This window comes from Brevundimonas sp. AVps7, assembly GCF_058681545.1.
This window is the reverse complement of record NZ_CM178742.1, coordinates 1189518-1215141: the sequence shown is the minus strand read 5'-3', so window position 1 is coordinate 1215141 and position 25624 is coordinate 1189518. Positions and strand designations below refer to the sequence as shown.

General features: G+C 67.1%; 18 protein-coding genes. 9 read left to right on the top strand and 9 right to left on the bottom strand.

Features of this window, described 5'->3' with window-relative positions; genetic code table 11:
* Nucleotides 1-29: 29 nt before the first annotated feature.
* The 3 genes from ACW17Y_RS05840 to ACW17Y_RS05830 all read right to left on the bottom strand — a co-directional run bounded on the left by ACW17Y_RS05840 (nucleotide 30) and on the right by ACW17Y_RS05830 (nucleotide 5384).
* Nucleotides 30-1361, bottom strand: a complete 1332-nt coding sequence (locus ACW17Y_RS05840; protein ID WP_492037832.1) for a multicopper oxidase family protein — start codon at nucleotides 1359-1361, stop codon at nucleotides 30-32.
* A gap of 20 nt (nucleotides 1362-1381) precedes the next feature.
* Nucleotides 1382-2938, bottom strand: coding sequence for a TolC family protein (locus tag ACW17Y_RS05835; protein ID WP_492037831.1), 1557 nt, complete (start codon nucleotides 2936-2938; stop codon nucleotides 1382-1384).
* Nucleotides 2939-3017: 79 nt separating this feature from the next.
* Nucleotides 3018-5384: a heavy metal translocating P-type ATPase gene (locus ACW17Y_RS05830; protein ID WP_492037830.1), complete on the bottom strand. Its 2367-nt coding sequence runs from the start codon at nucleotides 5382-5384 to the stop codon at nucleotides 3018-3020.
* A 98-nt stretch (nucleotides 5385-5482) separates the two neighbouring features.
* Here ACW17Y_RS05830 and ACW17Y_RS05825 point away from each other — a divergent pair, with 98 nt between their 5' ends.
* The 9 genes from ACW17Y_RS05825 to ACW17Y_RS05785 all read left to right on the top strand — a co-directional run bounded on the left by ACW17Y_RS05825 (nucleotide 5483) and on the right by ACW17Y_RS05785 (nucleotide 14602).
* Nucleotides 5483-5758, top strand: a complete 276-nt coding sequence (locus ACW17Y_RS05825; protein WP_271143493.1) for a metal-sensitive transcriptional regulator — start codon at nucleotides 5483-5485, stop codon at nucleotides 5756-5758.
* Nucleotides 5759-5820: 62 nt separating this feature from the next.
* A complete protein-coding gene (locus tag ACW17Y_RS05820) occupies nucleotides 5821-6243 on the top strand; it encodes a DUF305 domain-containing protein (RefSeq protein WP_492037829.1) in 423 nt (140 codons plus the stop codon).
* Between the two features lie 418 nt (nucleotides 6244-6661).
* Nucleotides 6662-7087: a hypothetical protein gene (locus ACW17Y_RS05815; protein ID WP_492037828.1), complete on the top strand. Its 426-nt coding sequence runs from the start codon at nucleotides 6662-6664 to the stop codon at nucleotides 7085-7087.
* A 48-nt stretch (nucleotides 7088-7135) separates the two neighbouring features.
* Entirely contained in the window at nucleotides 7136-8449 is a 1314-nt protein-coding gene (locus ACW17Y_RS05810) for a TolC family protein (RefSeq protein ID WP_492037827.1), read from the top strand.
* Nucleotides 8446-9699 (top strand): efflux RND transporter periplasmic adaptor subunit, encoded by a 1254-nt coding sequence (locus tag ACW17Y_RS05805; RefSeq protein WP_492037826.1) that lies wholly within the window; start codon nucleotides 8446-8448, stop codon nucleotides 9697-9699. Before ACW17Y_RS05810 ends, ACW17Y_RS05805 begins: the two co-directional genes overlap by 4 nt.
* Nucleotides 9700-9713: 14 nt before the next feature.
* Nucleotides 9714-12890, top strand: coding sequence for an efflux RND transporter permease subunit (locus ACW17Y_RS05800; RefSeq protein WP_492037825.1), 3177 nt, complete (start codon nucleotides 9714-9716; stop codon nucleotides 12888-12890).
* A complete protein-coding gene (locus ACW17Y_RS05795) occupies nucleotides 12887-13615 on the top strand; it encodes a HupE/UreJ family protein (RefSeq protein ID WP_492037824.1) in 729 nt (242 codons plus the stop codon). The genes ACW17Y_RS05800 and ACW17Y_RS05795 overlap by 4 nt, the downstream gene beginning before the upstream one ends.
* Before the next feature lie 15 nt (nucleotides 13616-13630).
* On the top strand, nucleotides 13631-14251 hold the full coding sequence (locus ACW17Y_RS05790; RefSeq protein ID WP_492037823.1) for a transmembrane anchor protein: 621 nt from the start codon (nucleotides 13631-13633) through the stop codon (nucleotides 14249-14251).
* Nucleotides 14252-14602: a DUF3147 family protein gene (locus ACW17Y_RS05785; protein WP_492037822.1), complete on the top strand. Its 351-nt coding sequence runs from the start codon at nucleotides 14252-14254 to the stop codon at nucleotides 14600-14602. It abuts the gene before it with no gap.
* Between the two features lie 254 nt (nucleotides 14603-14856).
* On the opposite strand, the gene ACW17Y_RS05780 is transcribed toward ACW17Y_RS05785, so the two are convergent.
* Genes ACW17Y_RS05780 through ACW17Y_RS05755 form a run of 6 tightly spaced genes read right to left on the bottom strand, consistent with a single transcriptional unit; the run spans nucleotide 14857 to nucleotide 25614 of the window.
* A complete protein-coding gene (locus ACW17Y_RS05780) occupies nucleotides 14857-16020 on the bottom strand; it encodes an SGNH/GDSL hydrolase family protein (protein WP_492038248.1) in 1164 nt (387 codons plus the stop codon).
* Between the two features lie 35 nt (nucleotides 16021-16055).
* Nucleotides 16056-16808 (bottom strand): SDR family NAD(P)-dependent oxidoreductase, encoded by a 753-nt coding sequence (locus ACW17Y_RS05775; protein WP_492037821.1) that lies wholly within the window; start codon nucleotides 16806-16808, stop codon nucleotides 16056-16058.
* Nucleotides 16808-18100: an MFS transporter gene (locus ACW17Y_RS05770; RefSeq protein WP_492037820.1), complete on the bottom strand. Its 1293-nt coding sequence runs from the start codon at nucleotides 18098-18100 to the stop codon at nucleotides 16808-16810. Before ACW17Y_RS05770 ends, ACW17Y_RS05775 begins: the two co-directional genes overlap by 1 nt.
* Nucleotides 18101-18110: 10 nt before the next feature.
* Nucleotides 18111-20321, bottom strand: a complete 2211-nt coding sequence (locus ACW17Y_RS05765; RefSeq protein WP_492037819.1) for a heparinase II/III domain-containing protein — start codon at nucleotides 20319-20321, stop codon at nucleotides 18111-18113.
* A complete protein-coding gene (locus tag ACW17Y_RS05760; protein WP_492037818.1) occupies nucleotides 20318-22528 on the bottom strand; it encodes a polysaccharide lyase 6 family protein in 2211 nt (736 codons plus the stop codon). Before ACW17Y_RS05760 ends, ACW17Y_RS05765 begins: the two co-directional genes overlap by 4 nt.
* A 44-nt stretch (nucleotides 22529-22572) precedes the next feature.
* The gene (locus ACW17Y_RS05755) at nucleotides 22573-25614 is read right to left on the bottom strand and encodes a TonB-dependent receptor (protein ID WP_492037817.1); all 3042 of its coding nucleotides are present in this window, start codon (nucleotides 25612-25614) and stop codon (nucleotides 22573-22575) included.
* Nucleotides 25615-25624: the final 10 nt, after the last annotated feature.

Below are 25624 nucleotides of genomic sequence, written 5' to 3'. Positions count from 1 at the left end.
CTCCCTGGGATGAAATCGCGGGTGCGGGCTCAGGCCGGACGTCTGGGCGGAGCGCCGAAGTTGCGGTCGCTGCTGACACGGCTGGCGACGGTACCGGGCGGGTTTTCGTACCAGCCCGGATCGCCGTAATCGCCCGCGCGGATATCGTCGCGGACCTTCACCAGGGTGAACATTCCGCCCATCTCGATGTTCCCGAACGGCCCGCGCCCCATCATCATCGGCATGGTGTTGGCAGGGCCCTGGTGACCCCCGTCGGTGTGGTCCTGATGCTCGGCCATCCCATCGCGACCCATCGCCATATAGCCAGGCAGAAGCCTGCGGACCCGGGCCTCGACGCCGGTCTGATCAACGCCCGTCGGATTGGGGATGTCGTGGCCCATGGCGTTCATGGTGTGGTGAGCCATGTGACAGTGCAGCGCCCAGTCGCCGGGCACGGCGTCGAACTCAATATCGCGCATCTGGCCGACGCTGACGGTCTCGGTGACTTCCTTACGCCACTGGGCCCGGGGGGCGCGCCCGCCATCCGAACCGGTGACGTCGAACTGGACACCATGCAGATGGACCGGATGGTTCCACATCGACAGATTGCCGACCCGAATACGCACGCGGTCACCGGTCCGCGCCACCAGCGGCTCGATCGCTGGAAAGACCTTTGAATTGAAGGTCCACAGGTCGAACTCGGTCATCACCGCCGGATCGGGCCGCCATGTCCCCGGATGCAGAGCCCAGTTATGCAGCAGGAAGGCGAAATCCCGGTCGATGGCCTCACGCTGGCGCGGATGGATGATGAAAAGCCCCATCAGCCCATAGGCCATCTGCGTCATCTCGTCGGCGTGCGGATGATACATATGAGTCCCGTGCTGGCGCAGGGTGAACTCGTAGGCATAGGTCTCGCCTGGCTGGATGTGCGGCTGGCTGAGGCCGCCGACCCCGTCCATGCCCGAGGGCAGGATCAAGCCGTGCCAGTGGACGGTTGTATGTTCCCTCAAGCCATTGGTAACGAAGATTCGAACCCGGTCACCTTCGACCGCCTCGATCGTCGGGCCGGGGGTGGACCCGTTGTAACCCCAGCAGGTCGCGGCTGAACCCGGGCCGAACTCATGCTGGATCTCTTCGGCAATCAGGTGGAACTCCTTGACGCCGCCGTTCATCCGGTAGGGCAGCGTCCAGCCGTTCAACGTCCGCACAGGAGTGTAGCGTCCATCGCGGGGGCTCGCCGGCGCAGGCCCCTGCACCACCGGGGTGGGGGCCGGAACCGCTTCGGCTGGCATCGGCATGGCGTGGCCAGAGTGATCCTGCGCCACCGCGCGGCTGACCGGACCGGCGGCTGAGGCAAGCGCCACGGTGCCCGTCGCGAGCATGATGTCTCTGCGGCTCACGCTCACGAGCGGCCCCCATGATTGCTGTGATCGGGAGCCGGGACGGGTGCCGGAGCGACGGGCGCAGCACCGTGCCGGGAGTGGTCCATGCCTTCCATCGCTCCGCCCACTGGCGGCGTCAGGATGTCTGACACGCTCGGCGTCGGCGCGCTGCTCTGGCGCTCACTCGGCAGGCGCGCGCCGACAACGCGCATCAGATCGACCCGCGCCAGCCAGTAGTCGCGCACCGCCTCCAGATAGCTTTGGTAGGCGTCATATTCCTCGGTCTTGGCCCGGATCAGATCGAACACGCCAATGAGCATGTAGTTCTGTTCCTCCTGGCTGCGCGCCACGACGGTCTCTCTCTGGGGCACCAGGGCCTCGCGGTGGATACGCACGATGCCGCTCATCACGCGCACCCGCTCTGCGCCCGCCTCGACCGCATTGGCGGAACTCAATTCGATCCGCGCCAGACGCGCAAGAGCCACCTGAAGCTGAGCCTGCGCCCGCGCCACCCGCGCCTGGCCCTGGTTGAAGATCGGCAGCTCCAGATCGAGCGTCGGCCCGCTGATCCGCGCGCCGTCGATCTCCTCCTCGCGTTCATAGGCGATGCCGGTGTCGCCCAGCAGGCGGAAGGCCCGGGTCACGCCGGCGGCGTTGGCGCTGATCTCGGCCTCCCGGCGCGCGGCCAGAAGCGTCAGACTGCTCTCGGCCGCCATGCGTCGGAGGTCCGCAGGATCATCCTCGGTCGCGACCGGCAGGGACAGCACCGTCGTGGCCTGCCACTCGGCCTCGGGGCCGGTCAGGCCGATCAGGGTAGTCAGGTCCAGCCTCGCCATGCGGGCGTCCACTGCTGCCCGCGCGGCGTCGATCCGCGCCTGGCTGGCGGCGGCCTGTTCGCGGCTCAACTGCAGTTCGGAGATGTTGCCGGCGTCGAAATAGCGCTGCGCCAGATCGGCCGACGCACCCAGCCCTTCGGCGACGGCCGCACGCATCTCGGCGATCTGCCGGGCGGCGACATGGGCATACCAGGCGGCCTCGACATCCAAACTCACGGCCATCACCGCCGCAGCGATCTGATAGCGCGCCCGCTCATGCTCGGCCCTCGCCAGCCGCACCCGCGACGGCAGCACCAGCAGATCGACGAAGGGCATGGCCAGGCCGTAGGAAAGCTGCGATCCCGGCCCGTCTTCGACCGCCAGCCGAGAAGCGCTGAGGCGCGGATTGGCGATCTGCACCGCCTCGAGGATGTCGGCACGAGCCAGCCCCAGTTCGCCGTATTGCTCCTGAAGCCGGGGGCTACGCAGCATCGCCATCTGCACGGCACGGTCGACGGTCATGGGCTCGTTCAGCCAAGCCCTGACCGACGCTTCATCCTGGGCGGCGCCGTTCGTCTCCCAGTCTAGGGCGGGCGCACCGCGATCGGTCAGCAGTTGGTTGATCTCTGCGGTGTCCTGGATCGGATCCACGGTGGCGCAGGCGGCGAGGGTCGCAACAAGACCAAAGGCCAGAATCGGGCGCATGGCTGCACGGCACGGCAGCCGCGTCTTTTCGGCCAGACGGATCATCAAGTTGGGCATGGGCCTCGATCGAAAGCGGGTCTTGCATCCGATACGCGGACCGGCGCGTCCCCCCTCACCGCTTCTCTGCGACGCGCCGTCACAACCGCACGGCCCGAAGCCGTAGCGCATTCCCGATGACGCTGACCGACGACAAGGCCATCGCCAGCGCCGCCACGGCCGGCGACAGCAACCAGCCGAACGCCGGGTAGAGCAGCCCGGCCGCGATCGGGATGCCCAGCGCATTGTAACCGAAGGCGAACACCAGGTTCTGACGGATGTTGCCCATCACCGCCTTCGACAGATGTCGAGCACGCACGATCCCCCGCAGATCGCCGCCGAGCAGGGTCACGCCCGCACTTTCGATGGCGACATCCGAGCCAGCGCCCATGGCGACCCCGACATCGGCTGCGGCGAGCGCCGGCGCGTCGTTCACGCCATCGCCGGCCATGGCGACGACCCGGCCTTCGGACCGCAGCCGCTGGACGACCGAGGCCTTGTCCTCGGGCAGAACCTCGGCCTGGACGTCGTCGATGCCCAGCCGACGCGCGACGGCCTCGGCGGTGGTGCGATTGTCGCCGGTCATCATCACCAGCCTCAGCCCGGCGGCCTTCAGATCGGTGATGGCCTGGGCGGTCGTGGCCTTGATCGGATCGGCAATGCCCAGAACACCGGCAACCTTTGCGTCCACAGCCACAAAGATCGCCGTGGCGCCGTCGGCCCTGAGCGCCTCGGCCTCGACCTCAAGCGCCGAGACGTTGACGCCGAGGCCGTCCATGAAGCGCGCATTGCCCAGGGCCACGGGCCGTCCATCGATCCGACCGGACACCCCGCGTCCAACCGGGCTGTCGAAGTCGGTCGCCTCTGAAAGGTCCAGTTTCCGCTCGGCCGCGGCCGCTACGATGGCGTCGGCCAGCGGGTGTTCGCTGCCTCGCTCAAGGCTGGCTGAGAGGCGCAGGAGTTCGTTTTCATCAAAGCCCGGCGCGATGCGGATGGCCGTGACCGACGGACGCCCCTCGGTGAGGGTGCCGGTCTTGTCCAGCACCAGGGTGTCGACCTTCTCGAATCGTTCCAGCGCCTCGGCGCTGCGGATCAGGACGCCGGCATGGGCCCCTCGCCCCACGCCGACCATGATCGAGATCGGCGTGGCCAGGCCGAGGGCGCAGGGGCAGGCGATGATCAGGACCGAGACCGCCGCGACGAGGGCATAGGGCAGCCGGGGCTCGGGGCCGACCAGGCCCCAGACGACGGCGGCCAGCACGGCCATGGCGATGACCGCCGGCACGAACCAGCCGGAGACCGTGTCGGCCAGCCGCTGGATCGGGGCCCGACTGCGCTGGGCCTGGGCCACCATCTGGACGATGCGGGACAAAAGGGTGTCGGCCCCGACCATATCGGCGCGCATCACGAACGAGCCGGTGCGGTTCAGGGACCCGCCGACGACGGCGGCCCCGGCCTCCTTGGTCACGGGCATCGACTCGCCGGTGACCATAGACTCATCGATCGAGACGCGGCCGTCCAGGATCACCCCATCGACCGGCACCTGTTCGCCCGGACGGACCCTCAGCCGGTCACCGACCACGACGAGGTCCAGCGTCACGTCTTCATCGGCACCGTCGTCACGAACGCGGCGGGCCGTCTTGGGTGTGAGGTCCAGCAGCGCACGAATGGCCCCGGAGGTCTGTTCACGGGCGCGCATTTCCAGGATCTGGCCGACCAGAACCAGCACGGTGATGACTGCCGCCGCCTCGAAATACACCGGGGCGCTGCCGTCCATGCGCAGGAAGGCGGGCGGGAACAGACCGGGGGCTAACACTGCCACCACGCTGTAACCCCAGGCGACGCCGACCCCCATGGCGATCAGGGTGAACATGTTCAGGTTGCGGGTCTGCAACGACGCCCAGCCGCGCTGAAAGAAGGGTGCCCCGGCCCACAGCACCACGGGCGTCGCCAGCGCGAACTGGATCCAGTTGGAGGTCTGGCCCGGGATCCGCATCATCAGGCCCGTCAGATGTTCTCCCATTTCCAGGGCGAAGACCGGGAGTGTCAGCACCAGCCCCACCCAGAACCGGCGGGTGAAGTCGATCAGTTCGTGGTTGACCGGCGCCTCCGCCGTCACCGTCTCCGGCTCCAGCGCCATGCCGCAGATCGGGCAGGCCCCGGGACCCTCCTGACGGATCTGGGGATGCATGGGGCAGGTATAGATCGTGCCCGGCGCGGCCGGGGCCGGCGCGCTCTTCGGACCGAGGTAGGTCTGCGGTGAGGCGATGAACCTGGTGCGACAGCCCGCCGAACAGAAGAAATAATCCGTGTGTTCGAGTGTCGCGCGGTGCGCCGTCGTCGCCGGATCGACGCTCATGCCGCAGACCGGGTCGGTGGCTGTTTTGGCGTCACCAGCGGGCTTCGCGCCCGAACAGCAGCAGGACTTTGGGGCGTCGGCGGGGGTCGGGGCTTCTGCGTGGGACATGGGACGTCTCCTGACGGCGAACCCGGGACGTATACCCTATGGGGGTATATCGCAAGATACCGTCACGGGGTATAACGCGCCTGAACCGGAGGCGACCTATGCAGGCAGACACAAAACCCAAGGTGCTCAATCGGCTGAGCCGGATCGAGGGCCAGGTCCGGGGGATCAGCAGGATGGTCGAGGATGACCGCTACTGCGTCGACCTTCTCACCCAGCTCCAGGCCGTGCGCGCGGCGCTGACCCGGGTCGAAAGCGAGGTTCTGAAGGACCACCTCGACCACTGCGTCATGCAGGCCATGACAGGCGACGACATGGCCGAGCGAAAGGCCAAGGCCGGTGAGCTGATCGAACTCCTCGGTCGCGCCCTGCGATAGGCGACCCACGGAACAAAGGTCGGTCGTCGGTCGCTACGGGACCAGCTTCCAAGGAACCCGTCATGAACCGCTTCATTCCCCTCATCGCCGCCTGCGTCTTCGCCACCGCCTGCTCGCCGCAGGCAGAGCCCAAGGCTGGCGAGCCCGCCCGTCCCATGACAACGGCAGACGCCGGTATGGCCAACCATCAGATGGACGCCTCGATGTCCATGATGGAACCTGCCGAGGGCGATACGGCCTCGACCCGGGAGTACAAGGCGGCGACGATGACCATGATGACCGCCATGCCCGCTTACACCGGCAACGCCGACGTGGACTTCATGAAGCAGATGCGAGTGCACCATCAGGCGGCGATCGCCATGGCCCGCGTGGAGCTGGCCCAGGGCACGAACGCTGAGGCCAAAACTCTGGCCCGGGAAATCGTCTCTGCCCAGGAACGAGAGATCGCCACCATCGACCGTTGGTTGACAGCGAACGGCGGGTAAATCCGACCGCAGGCGGGCGTTCGGTAAGAGCCTACTGGGAACAGAGTAACGGCTTGCGTTCCGCCCCGGTGCGCGTCGCCCGTCCGCAGAACAACTGCCCGATGGCGGTCGGTTTGCGATATACGCGTCTGCCCCAGATCGGACTCGCCCATACCTGCATACAGCAGACGTCCCACACTTGAGCCCAGGGCGAGAAGCGGCCGCCCACTGCCGAACCCACCAAGTTCCGAATGCGCCAGAGGGAGCCTTTGGCTGATCGGCTTCAGCCAGATTTTCGATGGGGCTGAGGCCGGCGGTGTACCTCTTGGAAAGTCTGGCTCGTTCTTTTGCTGCGCTGGCTGACGTTCGCCTCTGCAAGCGTGCCCGTCAGTTGTCTAATCCCCCGGCTCACCGTATTCAGGTTTGCCTAGGACGCTTCATGACCACACTGACCCGCACCTTGTGCACGATGTTCGCCGTCGCCATTCTGGCGGCGATGAACGTGCATGGGGTGACGCAGTCCCAGCACACGATGGCCCACATCTCCGACTGGCCGGCGGTCCCGCTCGTCGAAGTTTCTAACGACCACGATCACCACGGCGCCCACGTTCATGTCGCGCCGGACGAAGCCAGCGACAGCGAGCACCAAACCGGCGAGGACGCCTCGAACGAAGGCCGCCCCGTCGGACATCACCATCATGGCGGAGGCGACAGCCAGGCCGCCATGCCGGTTACTGCTCGTGCATGGAGCGCTGGACCCACGCTGGGCGTCTCCCGCGTCCCTCCCGGCTCCGGATCGCTACGGCCGGGCTTGACGATCGACGGGCCAGAATACCCTCCCAAATGGATGCGCACGGTCGTCTGAACCGGCGCGGCCATTCGGCTGCGCGCAACCCGTTTCCCGGAGATATCCTTGAAGACCCCGAACACCGGCTCGGCCGGATCGTGGGCGCGTGTGGCGGCCGTCTCGGCGCTCGCGCTCTCGCTGGCGGCCCTGCTGTCGCATCCGACCCTGGCTCAGGAGCCCGGCGGCGCGACCACTCCCGCGCCAACCCTGTCGCTCGAACAGGCGCTCGCCCGCGCCGCTGGCGTCGATCCGGCCCTGCCGGGTCTGGACGCGCGGGCCCGAGCCGGCGACGCCGCCGTGCGTCAGGCCGACGTGCGCCCCAACCCGACGCTCGGGCTGATCGTCGAGAATCTGCCCACCCTGGGCGGCGGCGACATCCTGGGTCGGACCGAGACGACCCTGTCCTATGAGCAGCGGATCGAACGCGGCGGCGATCGCCCGGCGCGGGTCGATCTGGCGCGGGGAGAAAGCGCACTCGTCCAGGCCGAAGCCGCGATCCGGCGGCTGGATCGGCTGGAACAGGTCCAGCGCGCCTGGGCCGAGGCACTGGGGGCCCAGGCCGATCTGGAGATCGCCCGCGAACGTCTGGCCCTCGCCGAACGCTTCCAGACCGAGGTGCAGCGGCGGGTCGACATGGCGCGCGACCCGCTGTTCGCGGGGGCACGCGCCGAAGCGGAACTGGCCCAGGCCCAGATCGACTTCGACCAGGCCGAAATCCAGGCGCGTCTGACGCGCGCGACCCTCAGTCGGTTCTGGATCGGAACCTCCGACTTCACCCTGGACCCCGCCGACTTCGAGGACACCAGCGCCGCGCGCGACGTCGCGGGCGATGCGGCCGCGATCGACCTCGCCGTCCTCGCCGCCCAGCGGGACGTGTCACTGGCGCGGGTTCGGGTCGAGCAGGCGCGGGCCACCCCGGACGCCACGGTCAGCGTCGGTGTCCGCCACTTCTGGGAAGGTCAGGATCTTGGCCTCGTCGTCGGTGGCTCCATCCCTCTCGGCCGCTATGATCGCAACGAGGCCGCCATCGACCGCGCCCGCTTCGACGGGCTGGCCGCCGCAGCCGACATGGCGGCGCTGCGCGAGGAGCGCGAGCGCGAGATCGCCCGGCTCCAGGTGCTGCTGGCCTCCCGCGCCCTTGAGGCCCGACGCGTCGCGGACGAGACCCTGCCCCAGGCCGAACGCGCCGTGGTGCTGGTCCGCGATGGCTTCAACCGGGGCGGCTTCACCTACAACGACGTCATCGCCGCCCAGACTGCGCTGCTGGCGACCCGTGCCCGCCGCGTCGCCGTCCTCAAGCAATTCCACCTCGACCGCGCCCGCCTTGATCGGCTGACCGGCGCGTACGCCGACCTGCTCGGTCTGGAGACCCGCCCATGATCCGCTCCATCAAATCGCGCGGAATGTTCGTCGCCCTGTGCCTCGCCCTGACGGCGAGCTTGTCCGCCTGCGGGCAGGGCTCCCCCGAGAAAGCGGAGACCGAGGTCGCCGCAGGCGACTACGAGCGCGGCCCCCATCGAGGGCGAATGCTCCGTAACGGCGACTTCGCCCTGGAGATCACCCTATACGAAGACGGGCCGGAGCCCCTGTTCCGGCTCTACCCCTATGTCAACGACGAGCCGGTCGATCCGCGACAGGTGCAGGCGGCCATCTCCCTGGTGCGAACGGGCCCGCAGACGGACCGCTTCACCTTCACGGCCGAGAACGACTACCTGACCTCGCCCGGCATCGTGTTTGAGCCCCATTCTTTCGACGTCACCGTGACGGCGACCCATGACGGCCAACAGCACCGCTGGACCTATGCCTCCTACGAAGGGCGCACCGTCATCGCCTCCGACGCTGCCCAAGCCGGAGGCGTGACCGTCGAAAGGGTCGGCCCCGCCACTCTGGGCGAGACCCTGTCTCTGACAGGGCGCGTTGAGATCACGCCCGAGGGCCAGGCCGAGGTTCACGCCCGCTATCCCGGCCGGGTCATGGCGCTGAACGTCGCGCTCGGCACCCGGGTCTCGCGCGGTCAGGTCATCGCCCGCGTCGAGTCCAGCGAGAGCCTCCAGACCTACGCGATCACCGCGCCGATCTCCGGCATGATCGTGGCCAAGAACGTCAATGTCGGTTCGATCACCGGCGGCGGCGAACCGATGCTGATGATCGGCGATCCCACACGGCTGCATGCCGAGTTCCTGCTCTATCCCCGGGACGCGGAGCGGGTCCGCGCGGGTCAGCCAATCATCGTCAAGAGTCTGGCCGGCGACTACACCTTCAATGGGCGGATCGAAGCCGTGCTGCCCTCCACCGATCTGACCAGTCAGGTGCTGGTCGCCCATGTGGACCTGCCGTATCAGGGCGGCATCTGGCGGCCCGGCCTCGGCGTATCGGGAGAGGTTCAGGTCGCCTCGACACCGGCGCCCCTCGCCGTGCGAACCCGCGCGCTCCAGCCGTTCCGCGACTTCACCGTCGTCTATGCCCGCTTCGGCACGACCTATGAGGTGCGGATGCTGGAACTGGGTCGCCGCACGCCGGAGTGGACAGAAGTCCTGAGCGGCATCGATCCCGGCACCGAATATGTGGTGGACGGCGCCTTCCTGATCCGCGCGGACGTCGAGAAGTCCGGCGCGAGCCACGACCACTAGAGGCGCTGATCACCATGCTCGAACGCATCATCGCGCTCTCGATCCGGTTCCGCTGGATCGTCATGGTGCTCGTGGTCCTGGCCTGCGCGGTCGGCGTCTGGAGTTTCCAGCGCCTGCCGATCGACGCCACTCCCGACATCACCAACGTCCAGGTCCAGATCAACACCGAGGCCCCCGGCTTCTCGCCGCTGGAATCGGAACAGCGGATCACATTCCCGGTCGAGACCGCCATCGCCGGCGTGCCGGGGCTGCAATACACCCGCTCGGTGTCGCGCTATGGCCTCAGCCAGGTGACCGTGGTCTTCGAGGACGGCACCGACATCTATTTCGCTCGCCAACTCGTCAACGAACGTCTCCAGGCCGCGCGGAGCCAGTTGCCCGAAGGCCTGACGCCCGAACTCGGCCCCATCGCCACGGGGCTGGGCGAAATCTTCATGTATACGATCGAGCCGGAACGCGGCGCGCGTCGGCCCGACGGCGAACTCTATACGCCCGAAGACCTGCGCACCCTTCAGGACTGGGTCATCCGGCCCCAGCTTCGCAACACGCCGGGCGTCACCGACGTCAACACCATCGGCGGGTTCGAGCGCCAGTATCATGTCACGCCCTTCCCGGATCGCCTGGTCGCCTATGGGGTGACGATGGCCGAGGTCGTCGAGGCCCTGAACCGCAACAACGCCAACGTCGGTGCGGGATACGTCGAACGGTTCGGCGAGCAGTATCTGGTCCGCGTGCCGGGTCAGGCCGAAAGCCTGGAAGACCTCGGCGCGATCATCGTCTCCAACCGCAATGGCGTGCCCGTCCGGGTCGCCGACGTCGCCGACCTCATTATGGGCAAGGAACTGCGGACTGGGGCCGCGACCGAGGACGGCCGCGAGGTCGTGCTGGGCACCGTCTTCATGCTGGTCGGGGAGAACAGCCGCACCGTCGCCCAGGCCGTCGCCGCGCGGCTGGAGACGGCGGCCGAGGCTCTGCCGGCGGGCGTCCGCGCCGTGCCGGTCTATGACCGCACGGACCTGGTCGACCGCGCCATTCACACGGTCGAGAAGAACCTCGTCGAAGGGGCGCTGCTGGTCATAGTCGTCCTGTTCCTGCTGCTCGGGAACATCCGCGCCGCCCTGATCACCGCCGCCGTCATCCCCATCACCATGCTGATGACGATCACCGGAATGGTGCGGACCGGGGTCTCCGGCAATCTGATGAGCCTCGGCGCGCTCGACTTCGGCCTGATCGTCGATGGAGCCGTCATCATCGTCGAGAACTGCCTGCGCCGCTTTGGCCAGGCCCAGCATCAGCACGGTCGCTTGCTGACCCGCGACGAGCGCTTCGCCCTGGCGGCCTCGGCCTCCAGCGAGGTGATCCGGCCGTCCCTGTTCGGCGTGCTGATCATCACCCTGGTCTATGTCCCGATCTTCGCCCTGACCGGGGTGGAGGGGAAGATGTTCCACCCGATGGCGATCACCGTCGTCATCGCCCTGACCTGCGCGCTGTTCCTGTCGCTGGTCTTCGTGCCCGCCGCCGTCGCCATGTTCGTCACCGGCAAGGTCGAGGAGAAGGACAGCTTCGTCATGCGGGGCGCCCGCCGGTTCTACCAACCAGCTCTGGAGATGGCCCTCCGGCTGCGCGTGGCCTTCGTCGCGGTCGCCGTAGCCCTGGTCGCGATCGCGGCCCTGGGCGCCAGCCGGATGGGGTCGGAGTTCATCCCGAACCTCGATGAAGGCGACATCGCCCTGCACGCCCTGCGTATCCCCGGCACCTCACTGAGCCAGGCTGTGCAGATGCAGACGGCCTTGGAGCGGCGGATCGCGCAGTTCCCGGAGGTGGAGCGGGTCGTGGCCAAGATCGGCACCGCCGAGATCGCCACCGACCCGATGCCGCCATCGGTCGCCGACACCTTCATCATGCTGAAGGATCGCAAGGACTGGCCGAACCCGCGCAAGCCCCGCGACGAACTGCTGGCGGAAATGCAGGCGGCCGTCGCCGAAATCCCCGGCAACAATTACGAGTTCACCCAGCCGATCCAGATGCGGTTCAACGAACTGCTGTCCGGTGTTCGGGCGGACGTAGCGATCAAGGTGTTCGGCGACGACCTCGACCAGTTGCTGGAGGTCGGTAACGCCGTCGAGGGCGTGATCGGCGGCATCGAGGGAGCCCAGGACGTCTCGGTCGAGCAGGTGACGGGCCTGCCGGTGCTCCAGATCAGACCCGACCGCGCAGCACTTTCACGCCTCGGCATCAGCATGGATGACGTTCAGCAGGTGGTCTCGGCCTCGATCGGCGGCGTCGTCGCCGGTCAGGTGTTCGAGGGTGATCGGCGCTTCGACGTGGTCGTGCGCCTGCCCGAAACGCTGCGGGAAGACACCGACGCCATCGGCAGGCTGCGCATTCCCGTGCCCGGCTCCGGCGGAACAGCCTTCGTGCCGCTGGAAGAGATCGCCACCATCGCCGTGGAGACTGGGCCGAACCAGATCAGCCGCGAGGATGGCAAACGCCGCGTCGTCGTCACCGCCAATGTGCGGGGCCGCGACCTCGGCTCGTTCATTGCCGAGGTGCAGGAGAAGGTCGGGGCCGAGGTCGAGGTCCCGGCGGGCTACTGGATCAGCTACGGCGGCACGTTCGAGCAACTGATCTCCGCCGCCAAGCGGTTGCAGCTGGTGGTGCCGGTGGTGCTGCTGCTGATCTTCGGCCTGCTGTTCGCCCTGTTCCGGTCGGTGAAGGACTCCGCCATCGTCTTCTCCGGTGTCCCGCTGGCTTTGACCGGGGGCGTCGCAGCCTTGGCGATGCGGGGACTGCCGCTATCGATCTCGGCGGCGGTCGGCTTCATCGCCCTGTCAGGAGTCGCCGTGCTCAACGGCGTCGTCATGGTCAGCTTCATCCGGACCCTGATCGCGGAGGGGAAGCCGCTCAGTGAGGCGATCCGAGAGGGCGCCCTGACCCGGCTGCGGCCGGTTCTGATGACCGCTCTGGTGGCCAGTCTCGGCTTCGTGCCCATGGCGCTCAACGTAGGCGCCGGGGCCGAGGTCCAGCGGCCGCTGGCGACGGTGGTGATCGGCGGGATCATTTCCTCGACCATCCTGACCCTGCTCGTGCTGCCCGCCCTCTACAGCCTGGTCCATGGCCGTCCGCCAAGCCCTGCCGGCGCGCGGCCCGCCTGGATGAGCCGTCTTCCCTTCAATCGGAGCAAGGCATGACCGCCACGACCCATCGATGGGCCGCCTGGCTGAGGACGCCTGCCGGCGTCCTTGTGCTCGGGCTGCTGATCCTGTTCCTGAACGGCCTGCTCACGGCTGCCTTCGCCCACGGCGTCGCCGATGGGGACAAGGGCTACATCCAGGAGACCTCGGGCTTCCTGTTCTGGCCGTTCCTGTATCTGGGGGCCAAGCACATGGTCACCGGCTACGACCACCTGCTGTTCCTGCTGGGCGTGATCTTCTTCCTCTACCGGATGAAGGACATCAGCATCTATGTGACGCTGTTCGCCATCGGCCACTCCTCGACCCTGCTGCTGGGCGTGCTGACCGACATCAGCGTGTCCAGCTATCTGGTCGACGCGATCATCGGCCTGTCGGTGGTCTACAAGGCGCTGGACAACATGGGGGCCTGGCAGCGCTGGTTAGGATTCCAGCCCAACACCAAGGCCGCGACCCTGGTGTTCGGCCTGTTCCACGGCTTCGGCCTGGCGACCAAACTCCAGGACTTCAACCTGTCGCCCGATGGCCTGATCGGCAATCTGCTGGCCTTCAATGTCGGGGTCGAGATCGGCCAGCTTCTGGCCCTCGGAGCCATCCTGATCGTCATGGGCTTCTGGCGGAAGTCCTCCAGCTTCTGGCGTCACGCCTACACCGCCAATGTGGTCGTCATGACCCTCGGCTTCATTCTGACGGGCTATCAGCTCGTCGGCTTCTTCGTAGCCTGACCGGAGACCTGACCCATGTATAATGCCAACAAGCCCGACGCCTCCGAACTGCCCTCGACCGGCCAGCTGCTGCGGTCCACCGGCATCGCCGCCGTGGTCGCCACCGCCCTTCTGGTCGCCGTCGTCCTGCCGGCCGAATACGGCGTCGATCCCACCCGGATCGGCTCGGTCCTCGGCCTGACCGAAATGGGCCGCATCAAGATGCAACTCGCTGCCGAAACCGAGGCCGAAGAGGCTGGTCTGGCTGTGGCGGCGTCGGCCCCTGCCGCCGCGCCAGCGGCTTCGACGACCGCCACCACGCCGGCGGCTGACACACCGGGCCAGCGCTCCGACGAGACCGTCCTGACCTTGGAGCCCGACCAGGGTGCCGAAATCAAACTGGTGATGGACGAAGGCGCGCGGGTCCGCTTCACTTGGACCAGCAGCGGCGGCGCCATCAACTACGACACCCACGCCGACCGGCCCGGCACGCCCTATCACGGCTACGGCAAGGGCACCGAGCAGCGGGTCGAGGGGGAACTGGTCGCCGCCTTTGACGGCAGCCACGGCTGGTTCTGGCGCAACCGCACCGGTGAGCCGGTGACCATCACCCTGCGCACCAACGGTGCGTATTCCGAGGTCAAGCGGGTGGTCTAGATGATTTACTTCATCCTCAAGGCGGCGATCTCCGGCGTGATCATCGCGGCGATCTCAACCGTGTCGAAACGCTACCCCGGATTTGGCGCGCTCATCGCCTCTCTGCCATTAATCTCCGTGCTTGGAATGATCTGGCTGTGGCGCGACCGACCGGATGCGGCGAACATGGCCGACCATGCGCAGGCGACCTTCTGGTTCGTCCTGCCGTCCCTGCCGATGTTCCTCGCCATCCCGGCCATGCTGAGGGCGGGCGTCAATTTCTGGGCGGCCCTGATTGCCGGATGCCTGCTTACGATCGTGCTCTACAGTCTGATGATCTGGCTTGGGCCGAAGTTCGGACTTCGGCTGTGACCCTAACCCTCGGGCCCTGACGGGCCGTCCGATTCTGACCCGCCGAAAGTAGACATTCCCAACCGCCGCTTTGAGTCAGGATCGGACGTTCCCCTCCCCCCTTTGCGCCTAAGCGCCATTCTCGGAATCCGAGATCCGACCGCGATGATCAATCTGCACTCATTGTGTGATGAGCAAGAAAAGCCCGGCGATGGGAGCATCGCCGGGCAGAGGTTGGGGAGGCAAGGACTTCAACGAGGCGACTTCAATCGGCGTTAGGGGGAGTGATGTTGGCCGGAACATTCCGTCTCTCGGGTGGTGAATGCCGACAGATCGACTGCTTCCGCCATGACAGCGTAGCCCGGATCCTTCGGGTGCAGTTGGTCGTCTCCGACAAGGTCTTTTCTCATCGTCTCAGGCCGATCCGGATCCCGCGTTGCCATGTCGAAATCGGTGACGGCATCGAACTCGCCACTGTCGCGGATGAAGGCGTTGATGGTCTGACGCGCGGTTTCGGAGCGTTCGTCGAACCGCTCGGAGCCGCCGAAGGGCGTCATTGTCCCGCCGATGACCCTGATCCCACGCAAATGCAGACGGGCGATGACTTGGCGATAGCTGGCGATCACCTCCTCGGGGCTTCGACCGACGTTGGCGGGATTGCCGTCATGACGAATGTCGTTGATGCCCTCGATGAGGATGACGTGGGTGACCCCAGGCAGGGACAGGACGTCTCGGTCCAGTCTAGCGCGGACATTCGGACTGCGTCCGTCACGGACGACCTGGTTGCCGCTGATGCCAGCGTTGACGACGACGAAGGCGCCCGGGCAGGCTGCCTCGAGGCGACGATTCAACACTGACGGCCAGTCCGCCTCGGCTCCCAGGGTCGAACTGGAGCCTTCGGTGATCGAGTCACCCAGAGCCACGATCACCGCGGGCGGTTCTTCGGTCAGGGCGTAGACGGCGGAGACGAAACTCTGGCGTCGAACCAGAGGCGCATCGGCCGACACGGGCGTCTCGCCCTCACCTAGTCGGACGGCCACACGCCGGACCACCCCGCGCGTCGGGCCGGGCGCGTACAGGCTGACCGTCAGAATGTCGGACCGCTCGGCGGCGATGGGCAGGGTATCGCTCAACAGGGTCACGCCGACCGGGACGACGATGTCCCTCAGCCCGCTAAAGGTCACGGGCAGCGCACGCCCATCCGGACCGGCGGCCGTGATGTTCTCCAGCGTCAAGGGCTCGAGCCCCACCTCGTTGCTGACTCGCAGGCGTACGGCCTCGGCCGCCACGCCCATTCGGATGTCCTGCCGGACGGTCTCGTTCAGGTATCCCAGCGGCGCCTCTGGCGTGCCGTCGAACCGCGCGGGCGCGGCTGCAGCGGTCCAGGCCGGACGCCAGACGAGGGCGTCCTGGGCGATCGCGGGCGCAGCGGCCAGCACAAGCAACAGCGCGATGATGCTCCGCCCGCTCCACCTCACGAGAAGAACAGTCCGCCGTTGATGTCCAGGTTCACGCCCGTGACGAAGGCGGCCGCATCCGAGGCGAGATAAGCGACCGTTTCAGCCACTTCCTCTGGCCGTCCTTGACGACGCAGCGGCGTGCTCCCGGCAACGGCCGTCCGCACTTCCGGCTTGGTGAAGGTGTCGTGGAAACTGGTGGCGATCATGCCGGGGCACAGGCTGTTCACCCGCACGCCCTTTGGTCCCAGTTCCTTGGCCATCGATCGGGTGAAGGTCATGAGCGCGCCCTTGGACGTCGCATAGATGGATGCGCCCGGACCCCCGCCGTCGCGACCGGCCTGGGACGAGAAGTTGATGATGGAGGATCCCTCCGGCATCAGCGGCGCAACCGCCCGGGTCATCAGGTAGGCGGACTTGAGGTTCAGGGTCATGACCCTGTCGAAGAAGGCCTCGTCGATATCAGCCAGCGGCCGACGCTCGACCATGCCGCCGGCAAGGTTCACGAGGATATGGACCTCCGCGCCATAGGCGTCCTTCGCCGCGGCCACGAGCGTGGCGACGCCCTCGGCCGTGGTCACATCGGCGCGACAGACGATGGCCTCACCGCCCGCCGCCCGGACGCTGTCCAGCGTTTCAGCCGCGCTCGCCTCGTCATTGGCGAAGTTGATCACGACCTTCGCGCCCTCGCGGGCCAGTACCCGCGAAACATCGCGGCCGATGTCGCGGCCGCCGCCGGTGACAATGGCGACCTTGTCCTTGAGGCGCATCAGGAATCCTTCAGTGCAGTAGACGTGATCGGTTGAACCGGCGCGATGCGACCGGTGACGAACCACAGGGAGAGGAGGGAAAGCGGAACGAGAGCGGCCACGAGGATGAAGATCGGGCCGTAGGAGACCTTGGTCATCGCGGGCACGAGCCAGGTGGTGATCAATGTGCCGGCCACGGCCGCCATGCCGCCGATCCCGGCCAGCGACCCGACTGATCGTCCGTCGAACAGGTCGCCGGGGATGGTCTGGATGTTGCCGATGGCGACCTGGAAGCCGAACAGAATGCCGGCGATGACCAGCACCGCCAGGGTGGGATCGGTCATGTTCGGCGCGATGATCAGACAGGGCATCATCACCGCGCCGCCCAGGGTGACGCAGAGCTTGCGGGCCATGCCCGGCGACCGACCAGACCTGATCAACTGACCCGACAGCCAACCGCCGGACAGGCTGCCGATCATGGCGCCGACGTAGGGCACCCAGGCGAAGATACCGATCTGTTTGATGTCGAAGTCGAAGGTCTCGGCCAGATAGATCGGCAGCCAGGAGACGAACAGCCACCAGATCGGGTCGAGGAAGAAGCGCGACAGGATCAGACCCCAGCTCTCGCGGTGAGAAAGCAACTGCCGCATCGTCGGGACATAGGCGGGGGCCAGAGGCGCTTCCGCCGGCTGGGCATCGGGCCTGTCGAGGATCAGGGCGCGCTCGGCGGCGCTGACCCAGGGGTGGCGATCCGGTCCGGCGCGATAGATCACCAGCCAAGGCAGGACCCAGACGAAGCCGAGCGCCCCGACCAGCAGGAAGGTCCCCTTCCAGCCGAGCCCGAGGAACATCAGGGCGATCAGCGGCGCGGAAATTATCGCGCCGACCGAGGCTCCCGCATTGAAGATGCCCTGGGCGAAGGCGCGTTCCCGGGCAGGGAACCACTCGGCATTGGCCTTGACGGCTCCGGGCCAGGCCCCGGCCTCACTGATCCCCAGCATGGCGCGGAAGACGCTGAATGACAGGATCGACGTGGCGAAGGCATGCAGGGCGATGGAAACCGACCAAACCCCGATGGACCAGGCGAAGCCGAGACGGACGCCGATGGCATCGAACACCTTGCCGAAGACGAACTGGCCGAGGGCGTAGAAGACCATGAAGACGGTCACCAGGAGGGCGTAGTCCTCCTTGGTCGCGCCGATCTCGGGCGCGATCTCGGGCCACATGACCGCCAGCGCGTTGCGGTCGATGTAGTTGATCACCGTGGCGATCGCGATCAGGCCGATGATGACCCATCTCATGTTGGACTTCATCGCCATCTCCTCAGCGATCAAACCGGGCGTAAGGCCCGGTCCATTCGTAGGTTTGTCCGTTCGCCCGCATCGAATGCGTCGCACCGGCCGCGACATCATGGGCGACACCGAGCGCCAGCGTCCGGCCTGACGCCAGCGTCAGCACGATCACCTCGCCCCCCTCACCGGCAACGCGGGCGATGGCCCGGATGCGGCTGGTTGACCCGGACACGGTCTCGGCGGTCGCGTCATAGGCGCCATGCGGCTCCAGCACCGAGAAGAAGCTGGCGTCGGCCTGCCCCTGCATCCGCTGGATCAGTGCCGGCTCGCGTCTCAGGTTGAAGTTCGGGTCATTGGCGCCGCTCTCGACCAGCAGGGCGCTGATCGGCGACGAGGCACCGAAGCGGTAGGTGTAGAAGCGTCCGCCCAGCAGCCAGGTCAGGCTACGGGCCGCGCTCGACGGCGCGGCGACCGCATCGACCCACAGATGTTGGTATCCATTCGCATCGCCCAGCACCGGCCGATCGCGCACCGAATGGTCCGCCTCGAAGGCTGAAACGATCTGGCCGTTGAAATGCAGCGGCAGGTCGTAGTCGTTCGGCGCCGACCCTTCCGCGCGGAGCAGGTCGATCACCACCGGGAAGGCCAGATCAGGATGCTCGATCATCGCCAGGGTCCGGGTCAGGGCGACGCCGTCATTGCCATCGTCCAGCCGGGCCGAGGCGATCTGGAACCCCTCTGCAACTTCGAAGAACAGGGGCGTCGTCGGATACTCCTCACCCCTCTGCCAGTCAGCCCCGAATTGGCTGGCCTCGCCGACGACCAGGGTGTTGTGGGCGACGGTCTGCATCGCCCAACTGTCGTTCTCGGGCAGATAGCCGCCGCCGCCCTTGGCCTCGACGTTGAGGAAGCGGGCGGACCCGTAGTCGCGAACCACCGCCTGGCCGTTGTCGTAGAACACCATGCCCAGCCGGTCGAAATGGCCGTGGCCCTGACCCTGCTGGCTGTTCTTCATCACCAGCGCCTGGCCGTTGGCCCCGCCATGACGCAGGAAGACCAGATTGCCGAGGTCGCCGTTCGGCCCGTCCCGCAGTTGCATAGAACGGAAGTCGAAGGGTCGCGCCGTACCGGACGCCACCCCCTCCGCCACCGCCAGCCCATCAGGCGCCAGGATCGTCCGGCCCTGGCCCTGCGCGATCCAGAGCAGGGACGGGTCCTGCGTCTGCGCATAGGCGATGGCCACGCCGGTCACGATCTCCTCCGAGTCCAGGCCCTTGTCCGGCATGGCGTCGTTGATCGGGAACAGCAGCCCCGCATAGGACGACTGGATCACACTATCGACAGCCTTGAGCAGCACGCCGTCGCGCCGCCCGAAGATGTCGCGCTGCGGCTCGTTCTGCTGGATCGCCCGGGCAAAGATGACGAACGGCGCCAGGGCGTACCGCTGGTAGTAGGGGCCCTCCGCATAATAGCCGTCGGGCGAGAACAGCTCGTCGACCTGACGCAGGAAGCCGGCACTCCCGTCGTGCGCTGAGCCATTCAGCGCCCGGTCGACCAGGTCCGGATCACGAAGCACATAGCCCGTCATCCCGACCCCGGCCGTAGCCCAGGTCGCGTGGTTGTGGATGCGGTCGAAGTACGGCGCGTTTTCCTCCGACAGGAAGTGCGCCATGCGACGGAAGACGTCGTTGTCGATGGTACGGCGCTGCTCGACGGTCAGCGTCTCCCGGATCGCGTCATAGCCCTGGGCCGAATAGACCAGCCAGACGGAGTCGTTCAGCGCCTGCCAGAACAGTCGCCCCTTCACCGGCGAATTCCCGGCCGGATGGTTCGACAGCGTCGGATAGAGGCGCGCATAGGCCAGCAGCATGTCGCGCGCGAAATCGGCGTAGGCCCGGTCGCCGGTGAGACGGTACAGGGCCCCGGCGCCGGCGATCGCCTTGTAGTTGGCCTTGTGCTGTTCGTGCGTGACGCCGCCGCCCAGATCACGAGGCTGGGGGACATTGATCCCGCCGGCCATGGCGGCCCGGACCTCCCGTTCCACCCGCGCCCGCTCCGCGGCGAACATCGGATAGCGGTCGCCGGCGTCCGCCATGGCGCCCCACTGGTCCAGGGAAACGAGAACCGGCGTCGCGTCGTCGGCGCGGGCGGCCGCGGACGGCCGCGTGACCTGGGCCAGGGTGCCGGCCGGCAGGCTGGCGGACAGGACCGCCGCCACGGCGATCAGGAGCGGACGATTCAAGGCGCGGTCTCCAGCGGCGGAACATTGGTGATCAGGCCGGGCGTGCCTTCCAGCCGGTTGCCGCTCCAGACGAAGACCGGATCTCCGACGCGCCGGAAGAAGGTCGGTGCGCCGCTGTCGACGAAGCGGTTGTCCCGGATCTCGGCGCGCTGGACGCCGTACAGTTTGAGCGCGCCGGCCGCGTCGCCAGCCCGGCCGCTGCGCTCGAAAGTCGAACCGGTAAGGATCAGGCGCGGGCCGAAGGTGCTCTCGTCCGTGCCGCCGCGATAGAGATCCACGACCGGCCCCGTCACGTCACGGAAGCTGCTGTCGATGACCTCCACGACCTCGGCGTTGTAGGTGCCCAGATCGGCCGTCTCCGTGTGCGCGGCGATCACCGAACCCGTCACACGGTCGACGGTCACCCGCTCCAGCCGGATCCGGTCGGCCAGGGTGCCCGGGCCTGCCGAAAAGACATTGAAGCTGCGATTGACGGTCAGGTCTTCGAAGACCGTATCCTCTATGACCAGCGCGTATCCGGCCGCGCCCTGCCCCGCGCGGATCACGGCGGCGCCGGCGACGTCGGGGGCCAGCGCGCCCGAGATCGCCAGGCGCGACAGGCGAAGCGATCCGCCGCGTTCGATGTCGAACAGGCTGGGTCGGGCGAACTGGATCTCCGCGCGGCCCTCGGCGGGCCCCTGGACGGTCACGGCGTGATCGAGGCCGATTGTCTGGTTGACGATGTACAGGCCTGCCTGAAGGTCCACCCGGTCGCCGGGGCCGGCCTCGGCGATCGCACGGGTCAGGGTGTCTTCACCCGGCGCGGCGACTTGGACCGAGCCGCTGTCCAGGGCCGCAGGCGGGGACGCCTTGGGGTACCAGCTCACACCCGTGGCGCTGCGGGCGACGAAGGCCAGGTCGGATCGCGCGCCTACGCCATCCAGCCCCGCAGCGGTGAACAGCCGGCCGCGGCCGCGCTCGACCGCGATGTCCCGACCCGAGAAGCCCGGCAGCGCTTCGGTCGCGGTCGGCGACTGGACATTGCCCTCGAACGCGATGCCGCTCATGTCGCCCAGCACCCGGATCGGATCATGGTCGTCGCGATTGACGATCAGGTTGTTGGCGAAGCGGCTGGCGACCGGCGCGGCGGAGCGTTCCGCGTCCATCCCGATGCCGAAGCCGAGTTCGCGCGCGTCGACGATCGTGTTGTTCTCGATCACCGCGCCCTCGACCTGGACGTACCGGTTCAGGGGCGAGTTCGGGACGCCGTACATGATCGTCAGGGCGCTGCCGAAATTCGTGCCGGTCAGCCCCTCCATGTAGTTGTTGCGGACGGTATTGCGGCGATTGATCATCCGGATTCCGCCGGTGTTCACAACGCCGTTGCCGATGAAGACATTGTCCTCGACCAGGTTGCCGTCGCCGTGCCTCAGCACCAGCGCGCCCTGGGATTCGAAGAAGACATTGCCGCGATAGATGTTGCCGCCCGACTTATTCGAGACGACCTCGACCTCGCCGTCGCAGTGTTCGAACCAGTTTCCGATCACCGAGGTGAAGGAATCCGACGCCGAGTCATGGCTGGTGCCGACGCGGATCGTCTCTCCGCCGTTCGAGCCCAGCAGCGGCCGATGACCGAAGTAGTTGTGATCGATCGAGTGGCGGTTCTCCATCCCCTGCTCCTCGTCGCGCACGACGACCAGGGTGGTTCCGGCATTGGTCTTGCCCGTCAGCTGGTTGTGGTCGAACCGGTTGTGGTGGCCGTAAAGGGCGACCCAGTTGTCCGACTCGGCCCGGTCCGGCTTGGAGAAGCCGTCGACGACCACGCTGGTGATGCGGCTGTAGTTGGCGCGCTCAGTCCGCGACCGCCGGAACGACAGCACCTCTCCGGTGGGCGACCAGCCCTCACGGAACACCAGGTTCGAAACCACCAGATGCTCGCCCGCCATGCGCAGGTTGGATCGCCCCGTGATCCGCACCCCGCCCGGCGTCTGGGCGGTCAGGGTGATGGGCCGATCCGGCCGACCTTGTCCGGTGAACAGAATTTCGAAGTCGCGCCACTCTCCATCCGCCAGGGTCAGGGTGTCGCCCGGCTCGAGCCGGCGCAGGGCGGAGGCGAATTCCGCCTGGGTCCGCACCAGCGCCGACTCGGCCATGGCCGCGCACGGTGCGCCGATCATCGCGGCCGCAGTGGCGATTGCGATGAAAGGCGCCTTCAGAGCCGACGTCATCCGTTCTCCTGTTCGGCGTTCGCCTGTGTCGGTTCCATCGTCATCTAGAAGCGGAGGCTCAGACCCGCCGTCACGCGCCGATCCGTCAGACCGTTGTAGCAAAGCAGGGCGTCGTCATTGATGCAGAACTCGTTGGCGTCTTCCCGGGTCAGGTTGATCGCTTCGATGCCCACGCTGGCCCAGCTGGTGATGTCATAGTTGACGCTGGCGTTGAGTTGCCCCCGGTCGTCGCTGACGCGTGGCACATCGAAGGCCGAGGTGAAGGCTTCGGTGTTCAGGTAGTCGGAACGCCACGTGTATCGCATCCGTGCGCTCAGCCCGTCGCGCTCGTAGAACAGGGTCGCATTGTACGAGTATTTCGACAGGTTCTCGAGTTCGATCTGATCCTGCGGCAGGGTGGTGAAACCGAGATCCCGCGTCGTGTTCCGGGTCAGGCCGATGGTCCGGTAATTCGCAACGTCCCCACCGGTCTCCTGGTAGGTGAAGTTGCCGATGAAGCCGAAGCCGGACGCCCAGCCGAGCCGGTCTTCGAACTGCGACAGGTCATACTGGAAGGCCATCTCCACGCCGGTCTGGGTCGTCTCGCCGTCGACGTTGAACGTCGACGTCAGCGGCACGCAGATGCCCACCTGGCCGCGGGCCGGGTTGTTCTGGTTGATAATGGCGATCGGGTTGTAGATGCCGCCGCCGGGGCAGGACTGATCGCGGCTGCGGTTCACCACCCCGCCCACCGAGTTGTCCGGCGGGCTCTCCGTGACGCTGGCGAACAGGTTGTCCCGCACCTTGTGGAAGACGCCGACGCTGATCAGGCTCGCCGGCGCGAAATACCATTCGGCCGAAAGGTCGAACGACAGCACGGCTTCCGGCTGAAGATCGGGATTCCCCCGGACCACGGCCGTGTTCTCGCTGGTCGCAAAGGTCACCGACGACGACAGGTTGTTGAAGTCGGGGCGGCGGATGTCGCGTGCGATCCCGCCCCGGATGACGATGTCCTCGGTCGGTTCGGCAACCAGGTTGAAGCGCGGCAGCCAGAACTCATAGGAGGCCTCGTTTTCGGCCCGGGTGGTGGTCCCGCCGGTGGCGACCGTATTGCCGACCGAGCTCAGGTCCGTGGTGACGTAGCGCAGGCCGGCGTTGCCGCGCACCGGAATGCCGAAGGCCTCGGTGTCGAAATTGGCCTGCAGGAAGGCGGCGGTCGTGTCCTCCGTGATCTCGAAGAAGGCGCTCGCCTGGGATGTCGGCACGCCGATCTGGGCGATGTTCGAACCGTTCGCAGCGTTGCTGGCCGTGATCGCGGCGTTCAGCGCGGCGAGCGTCCCCGCCGGATCCCGGAAGGCGCGGGCGCCGTCGATGATCAGGAAGTCGGGGAAGTACAGACGCCGACCATCCGCCGCATTGAAGTTGTCCGGACCGGGAATCAGCAGGCTGGCGAAACGGTCCCCGCTCGGCCGGAAGAACGACGAGGTGATGTTGGTGAAGCCCGTCGTGCCGGTGATGTTGTCGTTCAGCACACTGGTCTCGTTCCAGCGCAGGCCGGCGTCGATCGAAGTGATCAACGGCAGGATATCGGTGGTGTCGTAGGAGGCGTCGAGACGCAGGGCCTTCTCCTCGTTCTCCCGCACGCTTCGCGACTGGGCGACCTGCTGCAGGCGGTAGTTGGCCGGATCCCGCAGCATCGCGGCGGTCGGCGTCGACGCCAGTCCCTGGGCGATGCCGAACTGCAGGGTCCCGCCGCTGAGGTCGAACTCGATCGGCACCCCGTTGGCCAGGGTCACCCCGACCGTCGGACGCGGTGAGTTGGGGTTCACGAACTCCAGGGTCGTGTTGAAGCTCGGCAGGACCGAGTCCGATGTCGACAGCGCCGCCTGGCCGCTGATCGACAGCCGTTCCCCCTTCCACTCTCCGCCGAACGAGAACACGCGGCTCTCGGTCACGCGCGAGCCCGTATCGCTGGTCGTGCGCAGATAGGGCGCCAGGTTGCCGGTCAAACGCGGCTGGATGACGCCCGTCAGCGCAGCCCGCACCGTGCCCAGGTTCACGTCGCCGTTCGGCCCGTTCGCCGTGCCCAGGTTGACGGTCTCGAAGGCGGTGTTGCGCGTATTGTCCACGACGCCATTGTCCGACACGGTCGAGATCTGCACCGTTGAGCTCTGCTCCGCCCGCTCCTGATCGTTGAGCACGACGTCGGCGTAGAACTTCAGGCTGTCGCTCGGCTTCCACTCCGCTGAACCGGCGAAGTTCTGCGTCTCGTATTCGAAATTGTCGTAGTCCTGGTTGAAGAACTGGATCCGCAGGAACGGGAAGGCCTCAGCGCTCGTACGGCCCGAGGTCGGGGTCACGACGGCGTCTCGATCGACGCGGGGCCTGAAGGCGGCGACGTCCTGTTCGGCGTAGCTGAAGCTCCCGACCAGGCCGATCTCGCCGATGCCCGTGTCCCAACGGCGGCCGATGGTGCCTGAGTAGCGCGGCGTCGCCGTATCGGACAGGTCGCTGTATTCGGATTGCGCCCGGAAGGCGAACAGCGGCTCGGTCAGTTCCAGGGGCCGGATGGTGCGCAGGTTGATCGTCCCGCCCACCGAGCCTTCGATGGTGCCGGCTTCGGGCACCTTGATGACCTGGACGGAGCTGATCATCGAGGCGGCGAGGTCGTCGAAGCTGATCCCCGAACGACCGGATCCCGACCCGACCGTCGAGACGCCGTTGATCTCGACCCGGTTCGCATCGGTGCCCCGGATCTGGACACCGCGACCGACCCCCGCTTCCCGAGTAATCTGGATGCCGGTGACGTTCTCGAGCACCTCGGCGAGGTTCTGGTCCGGCAGCTTGCCGATGTCTTCGGCTTCGATGACCTCGACCAGATTGTCCGCGTTGCGCTTTTGAGAAAGCGCATTCTGCAGGGAAGCCCGGATCCCGGTGACGATGATCTCATCGACCTGATCGGAGGCCTGGCCCGCGGGGTCCTGGCTCGCCGGTGCGTCCTGAGCGAACGCGGTCCCCGCCGACAGCAGCGCCGTGCTCGCAAGCAGGATCGTCGCCAGTCTCTTTTCGACGCCCAGCCGAGCGCCCCCGATATCAAACCGCCTCATCCTAGCCTCC